This is a genomic window from Streptomyces sp. NPDC048506 (assembly GCF_040651315.1).
GTDB lineage: Bacteria > Actinomycetota > Actinomycetes > Streptomycetales > Streptomycetaceae > Streptomyces.
Window position 1 is genome coordinate 78,147 of the sequence record NZ_JBEZIX010000012.1, and the last position, 22,641, is coordinate 100,787.

General features: G+C 69.5%; 21 protein-coding genes. 6 read left to right on the plus strand and 15 right to left on the minus strand.

Translation table 11 applies throughout. From position 1 onward, the window contains the following. Positions 1 to 385 precede the first annotated feature (385 nt). The 6 genes from AB0C96_RS12115 to AB0C96_RS12140 all read left to right on the plus strand — a co-directional run bounded on the left by AB0C96_RS12115 (position 386) and on the right by AB0C96_RS12140 (position 6,162). Positions 386 to 1,609 (plus strand): cupin domain-containing protein, encoded by a 1,224-nt coding sequence (locus tag AB0C96_RS12115; RefSeq protein ID WP_362916333.1) that lies wholly within the window; start codon positions 386 to 388, stop codon positions 1,607 to 1,609. Further along, on the plus strand, positions 1,531 to 2,373 hold the full coding sequence (locus AB0C96_RS12120; protein WP_362916335.1) for an aldo/keto reductase: 843 nt from the start codon (positions 1,531 to 1,533) through the stop codon (positions 2,371 to 2,373). Before AB0C96_RS12115 ends, AB0C96_RS12120 begins: the two co-directional genes overlap by 79 nt. After that, positions 2,354 to 3,187, plus strand: a complete 834-nt coding sequence (locus AB0C96_RS12125) for an aminoglycoside phosphotransferase (protein WP_362916337.1) — start codon at positions 2,354 to 2,356, stop codon at positions 3,185 to 3,187. Before AB0C96_RS12120 ends, AB0C96_RS12125 begins: the two co-directional genes overlap by 20 nt. Before the next feature lie 175 nt (positions 3,188 to 3,362). After that, positions 3,363 to 4,754 (plus strand): Tat pathway signal protein, encoded by a 1,392-nt coding sequence (locus AB0C96_RS12130; protein ID WP_362916339.1) that lies wholly within the window; start codon positions 3,363 to 3,365, stop codon positions 4,752 to 4,754. 31 nt (positions 4,755 to 4,785) lie between these two features. After that, on the plus strand, positions 4,786 to 5,259 hold the full coding sequence (locus tag AB0C96_RS12135; protein ID WP_362916341.1) for a TrmO family methyltransferase: 474 nt from the start codon (positions 4,786 to 4,788) through the stop codon (positions 5,257 to 5,259). 330 nt (positions 5,260 to 5,589) lie between these two features. Continuing rightward, positions 5,590 to 6,162, plus strand: a complete 573-nt coding sequence (locus AB0C96_RS12140; protein ID WP_362916343.1) for a hypothetical protein — start codon at positions 5,590 to 5,592, stop codon at positions 6,160 to 6,162. 44 nt (positions 6,163 to 6,206) lie between these two features. Here the strand turns inward: AB0C96_RS12140 and mobF are convergent, their stop codons facing one another. From mobF to AB0C96_RS12215, 15 genes are all read right to left on the minus strand, one after another. Continuing rightward, a complete protein-coding gene (gene mobF, locus AB0C96_RS12145) occupies positions 6,207 to 10,622 on the minus strand; it encodes a MobF family relaxase (RefSeq protein ID WP_362916345.1) in 4,416 nt (1,471 codons plus the stop codon). A gap of 651 nt (positions 10,623 to 11,273) precedes the next feature. Beyond that, the gene (locus AB0C96_RS12150; RefSeq protein ID WP_362916346.1) at positions 11,274 to 11,450 is read right to left on the minus strand and encodes a hypothetical protein; all 177 of its coding nucleotides are present in this window, start codon (positions 11,448 to 11,450) and stop codon (positions 11,274 to 11,276) included. A 3-nt stretch (positions 11,451 to 11,453) separates the two neighbouring features. Continuing rightward, complete coding sequence (locus AB0C96_RS12155; protein ID WP_236573862.1) at positions 11,454 to 12,107, minus strand: hypothetical protein; 654 nt, start codon at positions 12,105 to 12,107, stop codon at positions 11,454 to 11,456. 44 nt (positions 12,108 to 12,151) lie between these two features. Next, positions 12,152 to 12,430, minus strand: coding sequence for a DUF6211 family protein (locus tag AB0C96_RS12160; RefSeq protein ID WP_362916348.1), 279 nt, complete (start codon positions 12,428 to 12,430; stop codon positions 12,152 to 12,154). A gap of 200 nt (positions 12,431 to 12,630) precedes the next feature. After that, positions 12,631 to 13,239 carry a DUF6349 family protein gene (locus AB0C96_RS12165; protein WP_362916350.1) on the minus strand — a complete coding sequence of 203 codons (609 nt, stop codon included), beginning with the start codon at positions 13,237 to 13,239 and terminating at the stop codon, positions 12,631 to 12,633. Continuing rightward, a complete protein-coding gene (locus tag AB0C96_RS12170; protein ID WP_362916352.1) occupies positions 13,236 to 13,637 on the minus strand; it encodes a DUF6181 family protein in 402 nt (133 codons plus the stop codon). The genes AB0C96_RS12165 and AB0C96_RS12170 overlap by 4 nt, the downstream gene beginning before the upstream one ends. Positions 13,638 to 13,681: 44 nt before the next feature. After that, on the minus strand, positions 13,682 to 14,110 hold the full coding sequence (locus AB0C96_RS12175; protein ID WP_362916354.1) for a DUF6197 family protein: 429 nt from the start codon (positions 14,108 to 14,110) through the stop codon (positions 13,682 to 13,684). Positions 14,111 to 14,171: 61 nt separating this feature from the next. Beyond that, the gene (locus AB0C96_RS12180) at positions 14,172 to 14,819 is read right to left on the minus strand and encodes a hypothetical protein (protein WP_362916355.1); all 648 of its coding nucleotides are present in this window, start codon (positions 14,817 to 14,819) and stop codon (positions 14,172 to 14,174) included. A 71-nt stretch (positions 14,820 to 14,890) separates the two neighbouring features. Next, on the minus strand, positions 14,891 to 16,354 hold the full coding sequence (locus AB0C96_RS12185; RefSeq protein WP_362916356.1) for a DUF3560 domain-containing protein: 1,464 nt from the start codon (positions 16,352 to 16,354) through the stop codon (positions 14,891 to 14,893). 331 nt (positions 16,355 to 16,685) lie between these two features. Then, positions 16,686 to 17,108, minus strand: a complete 423-nt coding sequence (locus tag AB0C96_RS12190; RefSeq protein ID WP_362916357.1) for a DUF6409 family protein — start codon at positions 17,106 to 17,108, stop codon at positions 16,686 to 16,688. A gap of 119 nt (positions 17,109 to 17,227) precedes the next feature. After that, positions 17,228 to 18,118 (minus strand): hypothetical protein, encoded by an 891-nt coding sequence (locus tag AB0C96_RS12195; RefSeq protein WP_362916358.1) that lies wholly within the window; start codon positions 18,116 to 18,118, stop codon positions 17,228 to 17,230. A 123-nt stretch (positions 18,119 to 18,241) separates the two neighbouring features. Further along, on the minus strand, positions 18,242 to 18,601 hold the full coding sequence (locus AB0C96_RS12200) for a hypothetical protein (RefSeq protein WP_362916359.1): 360 nt from the start codon (positions 18,599 to 18,601) through the stop codon (positions 18,242 to 18,244). A gap of 59 nt (positions 18,602 to 18,660) precedes the next feature. Continuing rightward, positions 18,661 to 19,293, minus strand: coding sequence for a hypothetical protein (locus AB0C96_RS12205; RefSeq protein WP_362916360.1), 633 nt, complete (start codon positions 19,291 to 19,293; stop codon positions 18,661 to 18,663). Positions 19,294 to 19,842: 549 nt separating this feature from the next. Beyond that, entirely contained in the window at positions 19,843 to 20,952 is a 1,110-nt protein-coding gene (locus AB0C96_RS12210) for a hypothetical protein (RefSeq protein ID WP_362916361.1), read from the minus strand. Positions 20,953 to 21,331: 379 nt separating this feature from the next. Beyond that, positions 21,332 to 22,549, minus strand: coding sequence for a hypothetical protein (locus tag AB0C96_RS12215; protein WP_362916363.1), 1,218 nt, complete (start codon positions 22,547 to 22,549; stop codon positions 21,332 to 21,334). Positions 22,550 to 22,641 lie beyond the last annotated feature (92 nt).

The window sequence follows — 22,641 nt, forward strand, 5'->3', positions numbered from 1 at the left end:
ATCCGAGTAAGCCGTTCGCGGCTGCGCCCGGCGTGCCTCGGGGGCTCATTCACGCTCTTGCGTACACCCGTTCGAGAGGGCAGGGTTCCAGGGCACTACAGCACGTCATCAGCCCCCTTCACTGGAAGTGAGCGAGGACGACTATGGCCAACCGAGAACCCTCCAGCAGTGCCGGCGAGCCTGGGCTTCTGATCGCCGTCGAGCAGCTGGCCCGTGTGCAAGACCGCTTCGATACCCAGGAGTCCGACCCCACCGGTACCTCCGCCGGGGACGACGGAGAGAACCGCGACGGCTTGAACCACCCCGAGGCATAGGCGCCGGTTCTCTCCGCATCTGGGCCCGCCGCGGTCTGCGGCGGGCCTGCCCCGACGTTCCCGGAGGACATGTGCAGCATCAGCTTGTTCACGCCATCGAGTCCGCATTCGGTTGGGACGGTCCAGCCGCCCTGGGCTCCGTGTTCACCAGGGGCAGTGTCCCCGCCCCGGCCCTTCTGCCGCGGTTGATGACTCCGGCCCGGCTTCTCGACATCGTGATGCGCCGCTGCCTGTCGCACCCCCAGTTCCGGGCGTTCCAGGACGGGCATGAGCTTCACCCCGGTGAGTACTTCACCGACACGGTTACCCGCCGCGGGCAGGGCATCCGGTTCGCGAACATGACGCAACTTGGGGCGCTGATGCGCGCTGGCTGCACTCTGGTCCTCGACGAACTCGACTTCTTCGATCCCGCCCTTGAGGTCGCCTGCCGGGCGTTGCAGTGGTGGTCTCGCGAGCTCGTCCAGGTGAACGCGTACCTCACGACGCAGGACGCGGCCGGGTTTGCGTTGCACTGGGACGACCATGATGTGGTGATCCTTCAGGTGGCCGGTGAGAAGGCGTGGGACGTTCGTGGTGTGTCCCGGCCGGTGCCGATGTACCGGGACGCGGAGCCGAACAACACCCCGCCGGACCAGTCCATATGGCGGGGGACGCTCAAGGCCGGGGAGGTCATGCACATCCCCCGAGGCCACTGGCACCAGGCCACCCGCACCGACAGCGGCGATGGGTACAGCCTGCACTTGACGTTCGGGTTCGTGAAGCGCACGGGAGTGAACTGGTTGACGTGGCTCGCCGACCAGTGCCGACGCGAGGAGACATTCCGCACGGACCTGGATCGGTGGGGCACGGCGGAGGGGAAGGTTGTGGAGACCGCCGCGCTCGGGTCCGCGGCTGCCCGCCTGGTCGACGAGTTCCCGCCGGCTGCCTTCCTCGCCACCCGCGAGCAGGAGCGCACGGCCGCCCGGCACGTGCAGACCTCCGGCTTGTTCGGAGCGCCGAACGCCGTGGTGTGCGTGACCGAGTTCCCGCCTCTCATCGAGCCGGACGGCGAACACGTCATCGTCTCCGCCTCGGGTAAGCGCCTCACCTTCCACGGCAAGGCGCTGCCCGCGCTGCGCTTGTTCCTGTCGGGCGCGCCGGTGGAGATCGAACAGGCAGGCATTGAGACAGGCGTCAACGCTGGAGAACTCGCCGACATCCTGGTCCGGGAGGGGCTGTGCGCGGAGCTGACCGACGAATTGTTCTCGGGCTATACCGGTCTGGTCCCTCCCGTGCTGTCCTCGAACGGGCGTTAGAGGTCGGTATCACCGCAGTCGACACGGCCTACAACTACAGCCAGTACGACGGGCACCGGGCCCTCGCGAGTGAAGCAGGCGACCTTCTGGAGCGATTCGAGCTGTCGACCAAAGTGGGGTACTTCCCCGACGGCCACGACCTCGACCCGAGCCGGTTGCGGGCCGCCGTAGCCGAGGCAGGACGGACTCTCGGCCGGGTGCCCGACACGGTGTTCCTGCACAACCCCGAGCACGATCCAGGACGGTTCTCGGTCGCGTGCGAGACGCTCGCTACCTGCCAGGCAGCGGGTCTGTGCCGAGCCTGGGGGGTCGCCACCTGGAACCCGCTGCCCCTGATCCCGGTCGCGGCCGGGGTACCCGTACGGCCAGATGTCGTGATGGTGCGGGCCGGGCTGGCCGTGCCCGGCCCGGTCCTCGACACCGCCGAGAACCTTGCCCATGAGCTAAGTGGCAGGGCGGTGTGGGGTATGGCACCCTTTGCGGGCGACCCCTCAGATCCGGTCTGGTCCGGCGTCGATACCGGCTTGTTCCTCGAACCGGGGCAGCCAGCCGTATCGAGCGTCCAGGCCAGGCTGGCAGCAGCGTTCGCCGTCCCCTCCGTCAGCAGGATTGCCGTGGGCACTTCCCAGCCGGACCACCTCGCCGAGCTCGCCGCCGCTCCCCGCATTGTGGCCAGCATGCCGATGGTTCACGCCTACCGCGCACTGCTACGGGAACGGGCGGGACGCGGAAAGGAAGCCGCCCGTGCGGCCCACCATGGATGACCTGTCGACCATCAGCCACGAGGACGTCCTTGCCGAAGCCGAGAAGCGTACCGGCCGCGTCCTCTACCGCGACCGTGCCCACTACTCCCAGTACAACGGGACGGCCGGGTTCCCGACTTCGGCAGGCACCTGGGTGCGACTGGCTTGGGTACGGCCCGGCGCGTTCAGCGCGCAGTCGTGGACCGGACTGGAAGCCTCCGTCGCAATCGAAGGAGTGCCGCGACCGAACTGGTTTGCGGCCTCAATGTGGCATGACGAGGGCCGGGGGGTGGTGTGGCGGGCCGATGAGATGAGCCTCGCCACCTCCCCGGCTCTCTCGCCGGCCGGCACCGTCGACCGCGACCCGAGCCTGGCAGAAGCCTGGTGGGCCGACCTGCGCACGGCGCTGGGGAACCTGGCCAGGCACGAAACGAGCCGGGTATGCGTCCAGCAGAGCCACCTCTCCAGGCGGATCGGAGAGGTGTACGGCGACCAGGTCGACACGACAGTGGCGGAGTGGACGTGCGCACACGGCGACGTCGGATACGCCAACCTCACCGCCACTCCGCTCACCCTGCTCGACTGGGAGGACTGGGGGCTGGCGCCCGCCGGCTGGGACGCGGCCTGTCTGTGGTCAGCCTCGCTGCCGGTCCCCGTCCTCGCCGCCCGTGTCCTCAACGTGTTCGCCGACGTCCTCAACACTCGGACCGGTCAGCTGTCACGGCTAATGCTGTGCGCGAACGTGGCGCGGGCGTACCGACGGACGGGGAAGGCAGGACCGCTGACCGGTGCAATGGAAGCTGCGGCCGCCGAACTGCTCGCCTCCCTGAGCTGAAGGCCAGCAAGCGGATGAACTCCTCACCGTGAGTCGCCAAGGGTGGCTTTCCGCCACCTCGGCTGCACCAAAGGGCAGTTGAGCACTACGTTGGATCTGCACCCGTCCCCGGGGTACTTCCGGGGCGGGTCCGGTCAACGTGGTCAAAGATCGTGTTCAGCGGCGGGGGCGCAGGATGGCGCGCGAGAGAAACGAGCGACTGGCCGCGCTCCTCCTGGAAGCGGCCTGGTCACGAGCGCAAGCCGCCGCCGCGTACAACCGGGTCGCCGTCGAGACACTGAACGGCGACGTACGGGAAAACTCCAAGATCGGACGCTCCCACGTCAGTATGTGGGTGGGAGGCACCCAGCCGTCTGGGATCGCGCCCGCTATCTTGTGCCAGGCGCTGTCCCGTCGTTTGAAGCGTGAGATCACGCCAGAAGAGATCGGGTTCGCAGCTTCCACATCACCAGCGCAGGGGGCGCTGGACTGGCGCGTTGATCCGTTGATCGCGCTGAACGACTTGGGGAGTGGCGTGGACACGGACCGGCGTCGACTGCTGGCGGGCGGGGTGTACTCCGCGGCAGCTCTAATCCTTCCCGAGGAGACGTGGTGGGACGCGATGTCGACGCCACCGGCCGAAGAGCCCTCAGTGGGCAAACGCGTCGGTCGCGGCGACGTCGAGACCGTGCGGGAGCTGACCCTGGCCTTCTCGCGCATGGACCAGCGACGTGGTGGTGGCCACGGCCGGCGGGCAGTCGACGAGTACCTGAAGCATGAGGCTCACGACTTCCTTCGGGGCCGGTTTGCCGACGACGCGACCCGACGTGCCATGTTCTCGGCCTCCGCCGAGCTGGCTTACGTGTCGGGCTGGATGGCCTTCGACAACAGCGAGCACGCCGTCGCCCTCCAACGCTTCAACACCGCGGTCAAGCTCGCTGCCCGGTCCGGCGACGCGCCCCTGAGCGGACACATTCTTCGAGCCATGGCGCACCAGGCGCTCGACATGGGTTTTCGACGCGAAGCCCTCCGTATCGCACAGGCTTCGGTGCACGGCGAGCGGTACGCGGCCGCCACCCCCCGTGAGCGAGCGCTCCTCGGCGTAGTACACGCGCGAACCCTAGCTGCGAGCGGCCGCAATCACGAGGCAGCACGGGCCCTGCTGCGCGCTGAGGACGATCTGTCCAACGCCCACGACGGGATCGGAGAGCCGGACCGAACGTTCTTCTTCGGCGAAGCGTCCTTGGCACACGAGACGGCATGCACTCTTCGGGACCTCGGTGATCACCAGCGAGCGGTCAAGGAGTTCCGGCGCTCCGTGCGCACGCGCGGCGCCGCCTTCCGGCGCACGCACGCGGTCACCCTCGGGTACATGGGTGCAACGCAGATTGCCCAGGGCGGGGTCGAGGAGGCATGCGCAACGTGGACCAGCGTCCTGGACGCGATGGAGGACGGGATCTACTCGGGCCGAGCCCGGCAGACTGTCGTAGACATGCGGCAACTGCTCTCGCCGTTCCGGAAGCGCGGTATCCCCGCGGTCGGTGTGCTCGATGCCCGCGCGGCCACATACCTGGCCCAAGTAACGTGACTGCACGTTTCGATGAGCGGAAGGGCTGAGCATGGCTCTGGAGATCAAGCCGATCGGGGAAGTGGTTGCAGGCCGGATCGAGGTCGCGGACGACTACTGGGGCGGCGTCGAGTCCGTGATCCAGCTCGACGAGGCCGAGTTCCCCTTGGACTCGGTACAGGGCCTGGAGGAGTTCTCGCACCTCGTGGTCGTCTGGCACTTTGACCAGGCATCCCCGAGTGATGTCGAGTACCACGCTCGCAGCCCGCGCGGAAACACTCGGTGGCCGGCCACAGGTACATTCGCGCACCGCAACCACAGGCGCCCCAACCAGCTCGCACAGTCCTTCCCGCGTCTGCTGGAAGTCGACGGCCTCCAACTTCGCGTGGCTGACCTGGACGCGGTGGTCGGTACGAAGATCTACGACCTGTCGCCGTTCTTCACCGAGATGGGGCCGCGCGGCCCGATCCATGAGCCCACCTGGCCCGGCGAGATGCTGGCCAACTACTGGGCAGACAAGGGCTGAATAGGCCGGGTCGGCAGCGGTCCATTGAGTCCGCGGAACTTACGCCGCGGCACCCAGCACCCACTGTTGCTCATGTGCAACAGTGGGTAGGTTCCGTGGATGATCTCCAAGGGGCGACACCAAAATGGGGACGTTGCGGCGGCCCTCGATCGCGCAAAGAGGGCCAATTGCCAAGTAGTGCCAGACAAGAACGGCCACCGATGGGGATGGGTGGTGTGCTGCTCTTGTGGAGCACGGATCACGGTGTCGGGCACTCCGAAGAACCCCGGCAACGAGGCGAAGCGCATCGATCGGTTCGTCAGGGAACATCAGCACTGAAAGGAGCGCGCCGTGTCCGAGTGGAGTTTCACTCTCCGTCTCAATCAGCCCCTCACACCTGAGCAGGCCAACGCCTTCGACCACTGCGATGCCTTTGCCGACGGTTCCGTCTCCTACACACTCGCCCCAGACGATCCCCACCAGTACACGCACAGCCCTGACCCAACCAAGCTGAAAGAATTGTCGTGCGACGTTGAGGCACCGACGCTCCTCGACGCCATCGCCCAGGTAGCACGCAACATCCGGCTCATCCCGGGCCTGCGCGCCGTCGGAGTCCACCACGACGACACAGTGACCCTCGAAGAGGCCGCGCAGCGATGCGGCCGTAGCTACCAGCCTCTGGCACAGCTCTCCCGTGACCAGCGCGGACCCGGCGGATTCCCAGAACCGGAATCCAGCAGGGAGGGAACGGTGTTCTACTCCTGGCACAAGATCGCCGAGTTCCTGCGAAGCGCCGGCGACACCGTTCCCGAGACTCCCCGTGATCTCGTTATCGCAGACCAGGTACTGCGCCTCGCCCATGAACTCGAAGGTTTTGATGTGGCGCCGGGCACGCTACGGGCTCTGGGCCTGCCAGCGGCCTGACCTAACCTCCCAACGGTAGGTGGCATCGCCGCGACCGGCCTCGGCTACAGCAACGGTTCGGCTGAGGGATCTTCCGGTACCTCATGGTGGTGCTGAATTTCCGTGGCGGCGGGGGCAGCGTACCGAGGTGCAGAACGCGGTTCCGGGCATTCCTCACTATCGGTCCATGCCTCCGCGCGACGGGACAGTTCGTCGCGCAGCCCTGCCTCTCTGTGTGTTGCACCCTGGGCTGTGCTTCGGGACTTCGTCGCTTCCGTACGGGCGCGCTTGGCGGCCTGGGTGTCCTTGTCCTGGGCGCGGCCTAGGAGTGTGGGTCTGTCGCGCTTCAGCCTTTCCGCTTCTGCGAACACGGCGTCGTGCTCCTCGTCGGGTCCGGCAATGGGGGAAAGCTCGTGGAGGCGGTTGTGCAGTGTCTCCAGTTCACGCGCGGCTTCGATGTGCTGCTGCTGGAGCGTTCCGCGTTCGGTCTCGGCATGAACGCGGTCTTCACCGCGTAGTGCGAGACGGCCGAACCGGCCGGTGGCGGTCAACTGCTGGTCAAGCCGGTGTAGTCGTTCTTCGACTTCCCGCTGTGCGTGGGCGTGCTTGGCCACCACGTCTGTGAGGGAACGGACTTCGCGGATCGCCTCGGCGCGGGCAGTGAGGTCCTGCTGGCGACGGTCGAGCGCGAGCACGTTCGGGCCGGCTCCAGCGGCGGCTTGCTGTTCGGCGCGGTCGGCTGCCGCCTCCGCCTTCTCTGCCGCTGTCCTAGTGGCACGCGCGGCCGTGGCAGCCTTGCGCGCAGCGTCGCGAAGGGCCGCGTTGTTGAGGTGTGCGTACGGACGGTCGGCCGTCGGCGCGGGGTCCGGTGCTGAGGCCGGCGCCGTGGGCCGCTCCGTGGTACTCGGGGTATGCGTTTCTTTGGGCTCCGGCGCGTCCTCGGGGCCGTCCGCATCGTGCATGTCACCGGTTCCAGGAGCCCGCGGGGTCGGCAGATCGGCTACCGCCTGCCGAACGTGGGCGGGGACCGCGTTCTTCGGGAGTTCGGTGAGGATCATGCGCTCCTCGGTGCCGCTCTCGATCTCGCGGATGAGGCCCGCGACAGCGCGGTCAAGCTGTTCCTGCTCGGTGAGCGCGTCGCCTCCGCGGGCACGGTCGGCGTCGGTTTCGTAGACGGACAGCGGCAGGAAGAGGTGGGACTCCTTCTTGTCGCGGCTCATCATCGTGTAGAGCGCATTCGCCTGCGCACCGGGCCCATAGACCAGGGCCTCTTGGACGCTCAGACCCTGGGACTTGTGGCCGGTGATCGCGTACCCAAGGCTGAGTCCTCCTTGCGCGATGTAGTCGGCGTCGACCCATTCGGCTACATCTCGGTGGCCGTCGGCGGTCTTCTCGCGCCACTCGACCAGGACCCGGCGTTCCTCATCGACGGCGCGAACGATTCCCCTGTACCCGTTCAGTACGTCCTCGTGCTCACCACGGCTTCGCTTACCCCGGTAGTCGTTGGTCCGAAGGAGGACCTGGTCCCCGACGGACAGCGTCAGTTCGCCCCCGCCAGGGAGGGCGTAGACGTGTTCCTGCCCGGTGAGGTCGCCGCTCGCCTTACGCAGGGCGCGGGCCCCGACGTTCAGTTCCTCCACGATCTCGTTGGTGGCGGCCATCATGAGGAGCTGCTGCACGGCGGTGTGGTCATCGATGTGCACGGCGCGCTTGTCGGCCCAGACGGTGAGCATCGCCGCGAGGGTGGCGTCCTTGTCCGCGAGGGCGTGTACGCGGCCCGTCCCGGCGAAAGCACGGAGCGCTTCCACGCGGTTGTCGTCGCGCCACAGTTCCAGCGCCCGACGCTCGACCAAGTCCTTCTGCCGGAAGTTCTCGCTGAGGCTGAGTCCGCCAACGATGTGGTGCACGGCGGCGAAGGACCCGCCGATGCCGGGCGAGTGCAACTGCTTGGGGTCACCGATGCCGACAACCTTCGTTCCGGTTTTCGCGGCGTGGGTGAGGAGTTCGGCGATGTCGCGGTCATCGCACATGGCGGCTTCGTCCACGACCAGCACGTCAACGCCGTTGAGGCCGGGGCTGCCTCGACGGATACCGGTGAGCCAGGACGCGAGGGTGCGGGACTCGATGCCCGCCTCCGCCTTCAGGTTCGCGGCGGCGACGGCGGCCGTGCTCGCCCCGGCAATGACGAGACCGTGGGCCTCCCATGCCTGGCGGGCGGTATCCATGATCGTGGTCTTGCCCGATCCGGCGATGCCCTCCACCGAGTCGATCCCGTGCCCGGCCGTGAGCAGCCGTTCGAGGACGGCGCGCTGTTCGTCGGAGAACGCGAAGCTGCCGCCGTGCTGGGCCTCGACGGTGGACAGGGTCATGTCGACCGTGTCGCGGCTGACGACGGCGGTCCGCTCGTTGAGACGGTTCGTGGCCTCGGAGACGATCAGCGCTTCCGCAGCCACGATGTCCGCCGTCGTGTACCGGTCGGCGTGCGTGAAGTGCTGGGCGCCCTTCGGGTTCAGCTGGACCGCATAACCGGCGCGACGGAGGACGGAGGTGGTGAGCTGTTCGGCCTCCTCGGCGTTCGCGACTCCGTATGGGAGGGCGTCCAGCACAGCGGCGATGGCGGCGGCGTGGGTGAACTCCTTGGAGTGGCTGGTCAAGCCGGTCTTCGGGTCGAAGACCTGGGCGCACAGCTCGTCCAGATCAGGGTTCTGATCCGCTCGGTCCTGCTCCATCGCGTTGGCTGCGATGGCCTCGGGATCGTCACCGGCAGAGCGGCCTTCGGCCTGCCAGTAAGCGCGAAGAACGTCGTCCCCGACTCCTGCGGCTTCTCCATTCTTCGCGGCCTTGGACGCGGTGGACGCGGCAGTGCGCTCGCGGGTCGTGGCGCTGTCGTAGTCGATGCCCAGCTTCGTCAGCAGATCCCGCACCTGGCTGGTGCGCTTGCTGAACAGGCGAATCGTGGCTTCGGGAATCGCCGCGATCTCCCACGCGCCGGTCCGCTCCTCGCGGCGAAAGCTGATGCCGAACTCATTGGTCAACTCCCTGCGGATGCGGGCGTTCATGAGGGACTGGGTCGCACGGGTGTGCCGGTGCAGGTCGCGGCCCCCGCTGGCCATCGTGGACCACTTGCCATCGGTGCCCTTGACCATGTTGGCCAGGGTGAAGTGCAGGTGGAAGTGAGGGTCGCCGAACACGGCGCCGTCCACGGGCCGGGCGGCGCGGTGCACCATCATCCAGCCGGAGAACCCGCTCGTCTTTACGGTCTCCGCCTCATCGCCGTCGCCGTGGTGGCCTCGCATGGCGTAGGCGGTCCAGCGCTCCAGGGCACCGATGGACTCTCGGCCGGCGGAGGTGTAGATGCCCTCGACCTTGGCGGCGATCTCCTTCGGGGCGTACGCGAGGAACGCGCTCTTCGACTTCGCCAGGTCCAAGGTGACGTCGGCGCCGAAGTTGCCTACCTGTACCCGTCCTTCGAGGAGGGCGGCCTTGATCTCCTCGGCGTCCCATACGTCCTCGGGCGCGAGTCCTGCCGCCTTGGCCATGGCGACCGCTTCGCGGACGTCCATGGGCAGGTCCCGAAGTCGTCGTTCGCCCTCGCCCGCGGTCTGAGCATACCGGCGTTTCAGGGACGCTGCGGTGAACAGGTCGGCGGGCTGCTGCCTGGTCTCGGTGGCGCGGGCTTCGACGGCGCGCAGGAGTGCGCGGGCGTCGAGTTGGCCGCCCGCCTCGGCGGCCACGGCCTTCTCCAATGTGCCCTCGCCGTACAGGTCGACGGCGTCGATGCCGACGGCGTCGGCGAGCTTCAGCAAGGTGGAGGCGGGGATGCGGTGCGATTCACCGAACCGCTTGAGCTGGCTTTCCATCCTGCGGAAGGCGTCCTGCTTGCGCTTGGAGTCCAGCAGGGACACGGGGTTCACGCTGCGTTCGGCGGCGGCGCGGCGGATGGCGCGGGCCAGCGGGGCGGCGGGGAGCTTTGCGGCCGGCGCGATGGCGAGCTTGGGTTCTACGAGGGTCTGCCCGGTACGGGGGTCCTCACCGTGCATGAGGCGTCGGGCAGCCTGGAAGTGCTCGGGGGCGAGGATGCTGCCGGGGGTGATGTCGAACTCGGTGAGGCCGTTACCGACCCACACCAGGGGGCGTTCACTGGCGTCCAGGTGGTAATCCACCTGTCCGTCGGCGGCCCGTGGGGGAAGGGCCTGTTCGCCGTAGAGGTCGCGGGCTTCGAGCCCGGCTGCGGCAGCGACTTCGACGGCGTCGAACCCGGTGAGCCGCGCCGTGCCCTTGCTGCGGATCAGTCCGCGGGCGCGGAAGAAGGCACGCTTGGCCTCGCGGGAGCCGAGCAGGGACGCGACGGGAGCGCCCGCTGCTGCGGCCTTGGCCTCAATGGCGGCGACGAGGGGGGCCGCGTCGACCGTGGTGGACTTCCCGCAGCCGTGACCGCCGGTAAGGCGGTACTCAACCTGCTCGTCGGACGGGCCGATCATGGTCGTCCACCCCATCGGCCCGCTCACCCCCCGCTTCCACTCAGTCAGATTCGGTCATCTTGGCTGATTGTATCGTCACGAAGTGACGATACCTTGGTCCTCTAAATTCAAGATCATGATCAACGAGGGCGAACCTCGGGCACTCGGAGCGGCCTGGTCGCTCCTGCGGATCAGGCTCCTGGAGCCTGATGTCCTGTTGGACTGTTACCTCTGTGCGAGGTGCGCGGGCTGGGGCGCCGTACGCGTTGAGGCGGTATGACGCTCCGATGTCGGTGCGGTGCCTGCGCGCCGCTGTGTCGTTGGTTCGCGTATGGAGCACACCCCGTATCCGGCGGCTTCCCGCCGGTTCGCCGAGTTGTCAGGCCCCTACTGGATGGCCTCGGACTCCCCGGCGCACGGAGTCGACGCGGAGGGCCGGTTCGGACCGGGACGTCAGACTCCGCCCCCGCACCCGGGCGAACGGCCGGAGGGAGGAGCGGGCTCCCGACGGGCCGGGGGGCTCGTAGCCGCTGGCGTGTCGCCCTACTGTCGGGTCGAGCGGTCTTGGTTGGGCCCTGCCCGACCCGCAAGCGCTTGGTGACATGACGAAGGTCCCCGCTCCGGGTCGGAGCGGGGACCTTCGTCATGTTGGCCGTGTGGCTCGGCCGACGGCTATGTGTTCAGGGGCCATTCGCCGAACGGCACCGGCGCCTGACCTTGGGCTTCGCGAACGGCTTCGTCCGTACCGCACGTGATGCAGATGAAGACCTCGCGGTCGGTGGTCAGACGGGAACGTGCGGGCCGTTCACCGAGCGGGCCGCCGCAGCGCGGACAGCGGGTGTCGGGCACGGGTCACTCCTCGGGGTGCTCGCGAGCGGAGTTGAGGATGAGGTTCCAAGTCGGGCGGGAGTAGGTCTTCTCCGTCTGCCCCTGAAGCTGCGGGATCAGTTCGGCGTTCTTCGCCCCGGGGTTCGCCGCGATGGCCTGCCGTGCGAGGGTCAGCCGCTCGTCTCCTTGGTACGGGTAGGCCAGTCCGCGGCGGCCGGTGGGCCGTCCGCCGGCGTGCCCGCGGCCCTTCCGGTCCGCGAGGTACTGCCACAGCCTCCAGCGCTTCCACTTCGGGCGCCGCCGGGTCGGTAGCTCGTCCCAGTCGTCGGGCGCGGGCCACCCCTCGGGCGGGTTCTTGACGTAGTGGGAGACGGTGGTGGAATCGGCGAACCCGCAGACCTTCGCAGCTTCGGCGGGGCCGACCATCTCTTCGGGGTCGCCGTCGAGCTTCGGCGGGTTGGTGGTGCTGGCGGCGGCGCGCTGCCGCTGAAGCTCGTGGTGCCACGTCGCCCATACGTCGCCGTCCCAGTGCATGACGCCGTCGATGGTGTCCGCGACGGGCGGGTGCCCGTTGTTCTCCCGGTCGGTCCAGAGGTTCTGAAGCGTCGGCTCGCTGATGCCGTGGACCTTGCGCAGGTCCGCGCGTGAGTAGAGCGTGCGGCCGGTCTTGCGGGACACGGTCGCCTCCTGTTCTTGGTCGGGGTCGTGACCGCTCGGCACGGTCACTGGATGTCGTCCGGGTCCGGGGCCGGCGCCCACGTACGACTGCCCGCCGGTTCGAGCCGGGTAAGGGTGGCTATGTCGGCCAGGGGGACGGCGGCGGCCCAGTCGGCGCGGCCTGGGTGGTCGACGGGGAGGTTGAGCACGAGATGCCGGCCGGTCGGGGGGAAGTCCTCGACGATGACGAAGCTGTCGGTGGGATCAGCGCCGATGCTGTTACCCCTCGTGAGCTGGGCGATGTCGCCGGGCTGGGGACCGTCGGGGTGTCGGTCGCATAGCATGGTGGGGTTCTTTCTGGTGAGAGAACATCGACGGCCAGCGCCTTGTTGCCCTTGTGCGCTGGCCGTCATCTGTTGTCTGGGGTGCGTGGCGCCCGTGGGACGCACGGCCGGTCGGAGGTTGCCCGCTCCGCTGACGGCGGAGTAATTAAACCACCTTTGGGTTGAGCGGGGCGGGGCCCTGATCCGGAGGACAGCGGTCATCAGAAGAGAGCCCCTTGATCTGTGGGGCGTCGGCCCCGGTCGATGGGTGGCCGGGTGACGCGGAGTTCGTAGCGGGGGCGTCCGGTGTACGGCGGGGCGTGAGCTTCGCGGCGGTAGCGGCGCCACGCCACGACGGGGGCGCCCTGGTCGATCCAGCCCGCCGGGTACTGGGAGGTGAGCTGAGCCCAGCGGCTCCGGCTCCGCGGGACGGCCCACCGGTCCTCGACCGTGGTGATCGGCGGCAGCGCCCGCCAGCCGGGGAAACAGTGGTCGTGCGCGTCCTCCACCGCCTCGTTGTCACCGTCGCCGAACCCGTCGCCGGAGTGCACGGGGCCTTCCCACTCGCACGCGAGACACCCGCCGCGGAACTCCTGCTCGTCCCCCCGGCGGCCGGTCGGCCGGCTGCGGGAGAGCAGGGTCGGGGCGTGGTGTTCGGGCGGGTCCAGCTCATGGCCGAGGTCGCTGTACGCGCCGCCGGGGTGTCCGGGCTGAATGTGCCACGCCTGCCCGGCGCTCCCGGGTGACTGGCGCGTCCGCGCGTTGCGCACCCGCCAGTAGTACGTCTGCCGTGCCCGTGCTCCGGTCGGCTCGGTGACTGTCGCGGTCATGATGGCCCACCTCCGGCGGCGGCGAGCACTTCGCGCAGAGGATCGGCGAGTACGGCCTGTTCGTCGGGGGCGTCGAGGAAGCGGGACCCGTACGCGCTGCGCACGGCCCGGCGGGCGTCCTGGTGGCGGTCGAGCTCCGGGTAGTACGGCGATCGGTCGAGCACGTCATAGCCGTGCTGGGTGAGCACGGCGGAGATGAGCGACCGGACCCGTACCGGGTCGAGGGCGGTGAGGTCGGTTTCCCCCGGGGCCGCGAGGAGTACGCGGATCAGCTCGGCCGCGGTGAGCCGGGGTTGAAGGGGGACGCCGACTCGGTGGACGCCGTCCCGGCTGGGGGTGGCGGCTCCTCGGCGGCTCGGCGTCCTGGTGGTGCTGCGGGCTTCTGTCGTCTCGTCCATCGGGCTGGCCTTCGATGACTCGGGATGCTGGCGGGCGTCGGGTGTCAGAACAGGGCGTGTTCGGCGCGGGCGGCGGCGGTGCGGAACGCGTGGGCGGCGTCGGCGGCGGTGCGGCCGGGCTCGGCGCTCCACCGGTCGATGGCCTCGCGGTGCAGGGCTTTGGCGGTGGCGGGGTCGTCGGCGTCGACGGGGTGACCGGTGAGGGTTTCCGCGAGGATGCCGAACGCCTGGTCGCGGGCGCGGTCGATGCGGTCCCAGTCGTACGTCCGGCCGGCGGCTCCCCGCCCGTGGCCGGCGGCTACTTGGAGGGCGCCGCGCGGCCAGCACGGCAACGTGGCCGTACGGCCGGGACCGGCGAACAAGTGGTCACCCTGGTGGATGCCTACGTGTTCGATGTGGCGGGCTGCCCATTGCAGGATTGCGGCGGGGGTGTCCGCGATGACGATGCTTTCGGGGGTGTGGCGGGTCGGCACGGTGTTGTCCTTCGGGGAAGGGGGGCGGCGGCGCGCTGCCGCCGCGCCCCCGGAGCGGCTACTACTGGTACGCGGGAATCAGTCGGCGGACCTCGTCCTCCCCGATGCACCCGCCCTTGTGACGCCGCGCGCTCGGCGGCGCCCCGTTCCTCCCGCGCAAGTGCGACCAGAACTTCGGGCCCTCCCACGGGCACAGTTCGCAGCTGAGGTACCAGTGGTTATCGCTGCCGGGAAACCCGGTGAGGACGGCCCGCCAGTGGTGTGCACGGAGGCCAGCGAACGCGGTCTGGGCGCCCTCGATGTTGCGAGGGTTGACCGGCATCCGGGGGTGTAGGAGAGGCACCGGCCCGCACAGCGGGGTGGGGGCCTCGGCGAGCACCTGATCCAGGGGAACGGCGCCGATCCGACCGGCGGCGTACTGCCCCGCGAGATGGGCGGCGGCCATCTCCGTGCCGGGTGTCCCCTTCGGGGGGCGGCGGAGGTTGCGTTCACCCGCGGTGGTGAGGACGAGCCAGTCTCGGTGCCACCGGTACGCGCGGCCGATGACCTGGTCTGTGCCCACGATCACGGGGTATCGGCACTGGATGTCGGGGGCGCCGACGCGGTACGTCGGGACGGTGGTGCCCTCGGTCGCGGGGACGATGAGCCTGGCCGCTTCGGTGTCGGGGACGGTGATGGTCGCGGGTCGTTCGAGGAGTTGCGTGGTCATGGTGGTGCTCCTGCTGGCGAGAGAGGGGCCCGCCCCGGCGCGCTCGGCCGCCGGGGCGGGCGGGGGCGTGGTTACGCGGCCTCGGCCGGGGCCTGAGGGGCGGCGGTCCATTCACGGCGCGGGGTGACGTCCAGGTCCGAAAGGACCGGGTCGAGACTCCCGTTGTCGGGCACCCATTCCCAGTCGGCACCTTCGACGCCGGGCCGGTCGGTCCAGGTGAGCATGTAGGAGCGGCCGGAGGTGCGGGGGTCGCCGCACACGGCCTGTGCCTCGCGACGGGTCATCGCCCACAAGGCGCGCTTGCGGGAGCGGCGGGAGTTCTTCGAGGCGATGAGCACCAGCGCCATGTCTTCCTGCCGGTCCGCCCTGGCAGCGGGGGTCGGCTTCCCTTCGGGGGCGTGGTGGCAGTGAGCGCAGCGGCGTACTTCCGCGTGCCACTGGCTGGAGTGACACATGGGGCACGTCTCGGCCGCCGGTACCGGCTCCACGACCGGCGGGAACTGCTCGGCCTGCTCATGGTGCTCGGTGGTCTCGGCCTGGGGCGGTTGCTGCATCTCTTCGGCGCTCTTGCGCCCGGACACGTCGTCGTAGGGGGCGGTCCAGGTCCATCCGTCGTGCCGGTTGTCCGTGGCGCGGACGACGCGCTGACCGGTGCCGTTGTGGATGTGCGGAATGGTGACCGACTTCGGGTTGACGCGCAGGACCTCGTACCAGGTGCCGCGGTAGAGCACGAAGTCACCGCGGGTGAAGTCGGCCTTCGACCAGACCTTGACGCCTTCGGCCTCGGCATCCTTGATGATCTGCTGCCAGTACTCGATTTCCTCGGTCAGCTCCTCGTGCCGGATCGTCAGCTCGGGGTCGTCGGGGTTGCGGGAGTAACCCTTGGCGGACTCGCCGCGCTGCCACTTCTCGACCGCGCGGAGATCAGCCCGCAGCTTGTCGAGACGGCGGAGCGTGCGCCTGGGGTCCTTCCTGAATCGCTCGTAATTCGCGGCGGCCTGCGCCCGGCCGGTCCAGTGGTCGGCGCGGTCGCGCTCACCGATGCTCTTGCGCATCGCGTTGTCCATCCGCGCGTGATCACGGCGGGCGCGGCCCTCGGAGTGGTGGCCGATGAGGATGGGCTGACCGAAGGCAAACCGCTCGGATATCTCGTGGCTTGACTTCCATGCGGCCTCGGAGCGGGTAGCCGCGTTGTCCGCGTACTGGCCGAACCGTTGGGCGCGGTCCTCGGCGCGCTCGACGCGGTCGGATTCCGCCTCGGCGAAGGTCCGGCGGTCGGTCTCGTCGATGGTGACGGTGACCTCGAACCCTGCGGCGCGGAGCCGGTCGGCAAGGGCCTCCAGCATCGGCTCAGAGGTGCGCTTGTCGCGGCTGTAGGGGAGGTACCAGCACCCCAGGTTGCGGGACCACTTGGCGAGCGTGGTGTAGCCGGATGCGTAGTGGCGGGTGCGGAGGACTTCCTTGGAGCCATCATTCCTGCTCGTGCCCTCGATCAGGGTTCCTTCTCGGCGGGTATGGGTGATCTCGATAGTCACTGACCTGGTCTTTTCTGGTGAGAGTTTGTGGTCCGGCCGCAGGGCGGACCGTGTGCTGGCAGCGGCGCTGCACCACCGGCGCGGGCCGTGAGGGACGATCGGCTCGCGGGTCGTCGCGCCTGCGCGGCGACAGGGGCTGCCGCGCCCCCGCGGGGCGCGTCCACTGCGGTCCGGTGCCCGTCGTCGGTCGGCGGAGCCGCCTGCGGCGGAGTCGGCCGGCGGCGGTGAACGCACCGGACCTGTCCTGCCGCCCCGAAGGGGTGTCCGCTCGGGTGCTGGGGGCCTGCCGGTCCGGAGGTGTTGCCCTCCCCCGGACCGGCGGGCCTTGGTGTCAGCTGCGGTGGAGCGTGTGCCGGGCGGCCGGGTCGGCGTCGGCCAGTCCGGTCCGCTCGCGCCATGCCTGGCGGACGGCGGCGCGGAGTGCATCCCCGTCGTCGTAGGCGAACCGTCCCCGGCGCAGACCGCACACGACGTCGCGGAAAACGTCCGGGTTCATCGTGGTGAGGGTGTCGTCAAGCGGCGTCAGCTCGTGCGGGAACATCGCCTGGACGCTGTCCCCGGGCTCCGGGGCACCGAGGGTGAAGAACCAGACAACGACCATGTTGGCTTCGCCCGCGAACTCCGGTCCGCCGAACGGGCCGACGACGACGGCGGGGCGGGTGTCGAGCTGGTGGCCCCGGAACCAGGGTCCGCCGATCACGAGCGTGGCGGTGGGGAAGTCCTGGACGGTGGGCTTCTGGTCGGTGGTGAGCATGTCGTGTCCTGTCTGGTGAGAGGTCCCGCCGGGGCCGGTCGACCCCGGCGGGGGTGTCGGTCGGGGGGTTGCCCTCCCCCTTCCGACACCATTAATTAAACCATGTTCCTGGGTCTGGGTCAACCAGCCACGGCAAGTTCGCGGCGGCGCTCGGCGGCCATCGTGACGGCGCGAGCGATGGCGCGGCCGGTCTCGATGGCCCGTACGGCGGACTCGTGTACCGGGGGCTTCTTGTCCTGGCTGATGATGCCCGCGAGCGGCGGCATGACGGCGGGGCCCGGAGTGATGTTCAGGATGAGCGCGGCGACGTGGGCAGCTGAGGCGACTTCGGCGGCGTGCTGGCCGGGAAGGGGGGCGTCCGCCTCGCTGATACGTCGCCACGCGTGGCCGTACAGAAGGATGCGGACGGCGTTGTCGGGGGCTTCCTGGGTGAAGTCGAACCCTCCGGCCTGCTCGGGGTCCTCGTGGTACTGGTCGCGGTACTGGTTCACCAGGACATCGCGGATGACCTCGGCGGCGAGCGGGGCGGCGGCGGGCGGCTCGTAGGCGTCGCCGTCGGTCTGACTGATGTCGAAAACCGGCCCGGCTTTGAAGCCTGACACCTTGCGCGCCTCACCCCCGGCGGTCTCGTCGGTGGCCTCGCGCTGCCCGCCGTCGGCGGCTGCGGCCGTGGCCTCCTGGCCCTCCTCGGGCCGCCGCTTGATCGGCGTCCAGATGCGGAGGGAGGTGGAGCCCTTGACCGGGAAGCGTCCGGCCTTTCGCCAGTCTCCGGAGCTGAGTACGTGGGTGGCGTTGGGGTGCTGGGCAGCGATGGCGATGCAGTTGGTGGGGCTGCGGTCGTCGCGGTCCGGGTGGGTCAGGTTCGCGGCCGTGCGCATGACGGTGGCCCAGAATTCTTCGCTTGCGGCCATCGCGCCGTACGCGCGATCCATGACGGCTTCGAGTTCACCGCGCATCTTGGCGGAGTAGGCCCGGCGCTCTTCGTCGGTCATCTTCGGCTTACGGGGCATGTCGCGGTCCTCCTGGTGAGAGATCGTCCGGGGCCGGCTGGCCCCACGGTGTCGGTCGGGGGGTTGCCCTCCCCCTTCCGACACCATTAATTAAACCATGTTCCTGGGTGATCGGCAACCCCTTTAAATCCAGTACAACCCTGCTTCGTTGCTCACGGCCCGGTATGCGGCTATGACCTCATCCTCTATTTGCGTCCAGCGTTCGAGGATATCGGGGGCGGTCTTGTTGTCACTGGCCGCACGCTTGGCCCTGCGCCACTCAATGGCGATTTTGAGTGTACGGAGTTGGGAACGGGTCAGTTCCCATCGGCCGGAGTCCGGGAGTTGATCGCCGTAGGCCATCGCCACGGCGTTGTTGATGTGCTCGGTACTGGACCACACATTCTGTGTGGCCTGGAGCGCAAGAGCGCGTTTGAGGATGCACCGGAGGTGCGGGGCCTGCACGATCCATTGCGGCTCGATGGTGAATACATCGGCGCTCATCCTGGGGCCTTTCTGGGGGGCGGCGCGCTGGGGTAGCGCGCCGCCGTGACGCGTGGGAATTAGAGGGCGTATCCGTCGACGTATTCGCCGCGCTCTCCCTCGGGGGTCTGAACATGGGGAAGGAATCGGCTCACCGCGAATACGACGGCGTCAGCGATAATCCGGGGTACGTCGTTGAGTACAAGACTCACCGTGTCGCCGTCGAGTCCGATACGGACTTCGCCCGGTTCAAGATCCATGTAGACAAAGGCGGTTGTGCCGTCGATTCGGGTTCGCGCTCCGGGAAGTCGGGCGGAGAGATCGCGTGCGGCTTCCTCAACACCCCGGCGCATTGCGGCCTGTGCGCGGTTGTGCTCCTTCACCCGCTCGTGAACCTCGCGGTGCACGGGGATGAGATCGGCGGCGATCCGGGCCGCAATGTCCGCCGGGTCCTCGCTCATGGCAACTCGGACCGTGTCACGCTCGCCCCTACGGAACGGATAGTCGGTGGTGGGGAACGCGCCCCGGATGCGCAGATGTCCGGGGTCATCGAACCGCTCGGAGAGGTGGAGCTGTCGGCCGTCCAGGTGGGTGAACGTGGCGGCGTGGTCCAGCTCCTGGACGCCGTGGCGCGCGGGCTGCGGTCGCCAGTTTCCGCCGAGTTCGAGGGCGATCGGGTGGGACAGTTCCGCGACGGTGAGAGGCGTGTTCATCGTCCATCTCCTGGTGAGAGAGGTTGTCGGCGGCCGGTCGGCCCACCGTGTGCCGGTCGGGGGTTGCCCTCCCCTTCCGACACCACTAATTAAACCACGTTCTAGGGGTTGGGTCAACCCGGATACACGCTCTGACCTGCCCTTTTCCTCCACCGACGCCCCGCACCCGCCCGGCCGGGCCCGGCCACAACGGGCCTGGGCGGGGTTCCCTCCTCGGTCGGACAGCTCCGCCGTATCAGGGTTCCGGGCGCGGTGTCCTGGCTCGCGCAGCGACCGCGTAGCGGCTCGGCCTGGACGCCGTGCCCGGGTTCCTGATACGCCCCTGGGTGTCCGGCCGAGGAGGGAACCCCGCCTTCACCACCCGCACCACAACGGCGCGGCACCCGACCGACCAACCCCCTCCCCCTCCGAGGAGGACCCGCCGGAGGCTGCCTTTCGCCCTGGCCGGCACCCAACGATTCTGTTCGCCGGAGTTGCTGTTGGTCGGACGCGGCGCCTGCGCGGCCGGGGTCCGCGGGTAGTGCGGAGGGCTCCTCGGATGCATCACCGTCACCACAAGGCGGGTTGCACGGCGGTGTGCCGGTGCAGGGGCAGGATGATCCGGACGGGCGGGTTCGCGGGGGCGCCTGCTGCGGGGCGCGGAGTGTCCGCGCCGGGGCAGTAGCCGCCCTCGTCCTCCCACCGGTCGACGGCGTCGCGCTCGGCGCGGGCCTGCTGCTCGGTGAGAGTGACCGGCTTCCGGTACAACTTCCGCGCGCTGGAATCGAGCGGCGGGAGCACTCGGGCGGCGGCCTTCTGGTCGTCGCGGCGCTTGTGGCGTCGACGGACCCGGGCGAACCGTGCCTCGTAGGCGGCCTTGTCGCTGCCGTGGAGCCCGCCGGGATGGAGCCGGGCCAGTTCAAGGGCGACTTGGCCCATCGGGCTGGGCGTCAGTACGCGGGTGCCGTCGTCCTGACGGACGGCGACGAGGAACCGCGCGGCGAACAGTGCCTGGGTTCGCTCGCGACTGATCCGCCGGCCACCGTTCCACACGCCGTGCCGCGCTGCCTGCCGGGCCCGCCCGCCTCGCCAGTACAGGCGCCCGGACGCGGCGGCCTCCAGCACACGGACGTGTCCCGCCGTCCAACCGAGTTCGGCAACGTGCCCTTCGGCGAGATAGCGGTTCCTCGCCGCCCGGTCCCGGTTGTCCGCGTCCATGCCGGTGGCCGCGCGCTCCTCGGCCTCCTGCTCGACTTCTTCCCGGCGGCGTTCGGTCTCCCGCTCGGCGTACTCGGCCGCCGTCAACTTCCGCTCCAGCTCGGCCCGCAGGTCGGCGGCCGTCGTCTCGACTCCGGCGGCCGACTGCGCCCGAACAGCATGGTCGACGGCCGCACGGGCGCAGTACAAGGGGGCACTGCTCGGCATGGTGGGGTCGTCGGCGTATTGCTCGGCGCGGTCGGCGTGACCCTCGGCTTCGACGGCTTCCTTGTGGGCCGCGTGCATGGCCGCCTCCAAGCGGGCGGTGGCGCCGGATCGGCTGCGGCAGACGGCAGTCATGGCGTCGTCGGCTGCGGTGACGGCGAGGATCGCGGCCTGCCTGGCGACCTGGAGACAGGTCTGCGGAGACGGGTCTCCCGCGGGGGCAACCTGATGTTGGACGGCAGACACGTTCTTAGGCATGGGGTGTTCCTCGGGATCTCGGCGGTGCGGTCGGCGGCGTGCCGTTCCGACGTCGGCGAGGTGCCGCCCGTGGTCGCGCGGAGCGCGATGGACAGGGCCGTCGTGCCCGCAGGGCACGCGCCCGTTTGGCCCGGCGTCCGGACGGGACGGGAGGGCCACCTGCGGCCCGGACGTTTCGGCCGGCTGCGAGCCGGGCCGGGCTGAGTCGTCCCGGAGGGACGCCCTTCGTACGGGGGCCGGTGAGCGGGGCCGGCCGCCGACGCGGCTGGCCCCGGTCGGTGGTGGGCGAAGCGTGGGGTGGGCGGCTCGATGCCGCCCACCCCACGGCCCGGCGGCCCGGGTCCGGCCGGGCGGTGGCTCCCGCCCGGCCGGGCTGCTGCTACGCGGCGACCGGTTCGCGTGCGGCAACGCGGCACCGGGTGAGTACGGTCTGCGCGGTCTCGCCGTAGATGCTGTGGTCCTTGACCGTGCCGGTCAGCTCGACCTCGTCGCCCTGGTCGGGGACATCGGCGGCGGAGCTGAACCAGACGAACACGTTGCCGCTCGGGTCCTGGAACTTCACCAGTCGGCGGCGCTGAGTGTGGTAGCCGTACGTCCGGCCTTCCAGCTCGATCACGGTGGTGACGGTGGCGTTGGTGGTGATGCGCTCGCCCACGGTGCCCTGCGGCTTGCTGTTCTGGGCGGCCCGCTCGGTGGCCTCCTTCTCCTGGTCGCGGTACCAACCGGCGATGGCGGACACGAGCGTCGGCAGGTGGCGCGGGTCGACCGTTTCCGCCTTGGCGAGCTGGCCCACCTTGTGGCGGTAGTCGGAGAGGCTGCCGTATCCCTGGACGGCCCATGCCCGGACGGCGGCGGCGGTGGTCGGCGCGTCGGGGTCGGCGTCAATAGCGGCCCGCCACTCCATCGGGGCCTTGCGGTCGAAGAAGTACGCTTCGACGCCGTCGGCGGTCGGCATGGTGTTCTTCCACTGCTCGGACCGGCTGTAGAACCGGCCCTCCGTCTTCACGATGGCGGCGGTCACCCGCAGGACCTCGATCACCGGGACGCGGAGATCGGCCGGAATGCCACCCCCTTCGCCGTCCCAATCGGAGTCCTTCAGCGTGCCGAACCGCCACAGGGCCTCAAGCCCCTTGATCGGCAGACCGGTGTACGGCTCCACGCACGTCGTGCCCAACTGCCGCATCTCGCCGTTCTCGTGGCGCGCGAGATAGGTGGCCGTGCGGTGGCGGGCGACGGCGCACCCGTGGCAGAAGTTCTCGATGGCGCGGTACTGGCGCGCGGCCTCGGCGTCCTGCTCGGGCAGACCGGGGAACAGGCTGGTGATCGTCTCGCCCTCCTCGTCGTGGTCTAGGCGGGCGATGACAGTCCAGCCGTGGTGACGGGGGATGTCACCGGAGATCGTCACGGTGACGGTGGGGCGCTGGCCGATCAGGCGGCCGTCAATGTCGTGGTAGTCGGCAAGGAACGGCTTGGAGATGTCGAGCGTGTACGCGCTGAGGTGGTGGACGGCGGCGCGGGCGTTGGTGGCCTCGACAAGCTGACGGACGCGGGACTGGGCCGTGGCGGGTATGGAAAACCGCATGGCTGCGCTGGTCATCGTGGGTGCTCCTGCTGGTGAGAGAGGAATCGAGGGCCCGGCCGGGCGGGTTGCCCTCCGCGTGCAGCCGGGGTCGGGCCGGATGACGGCCC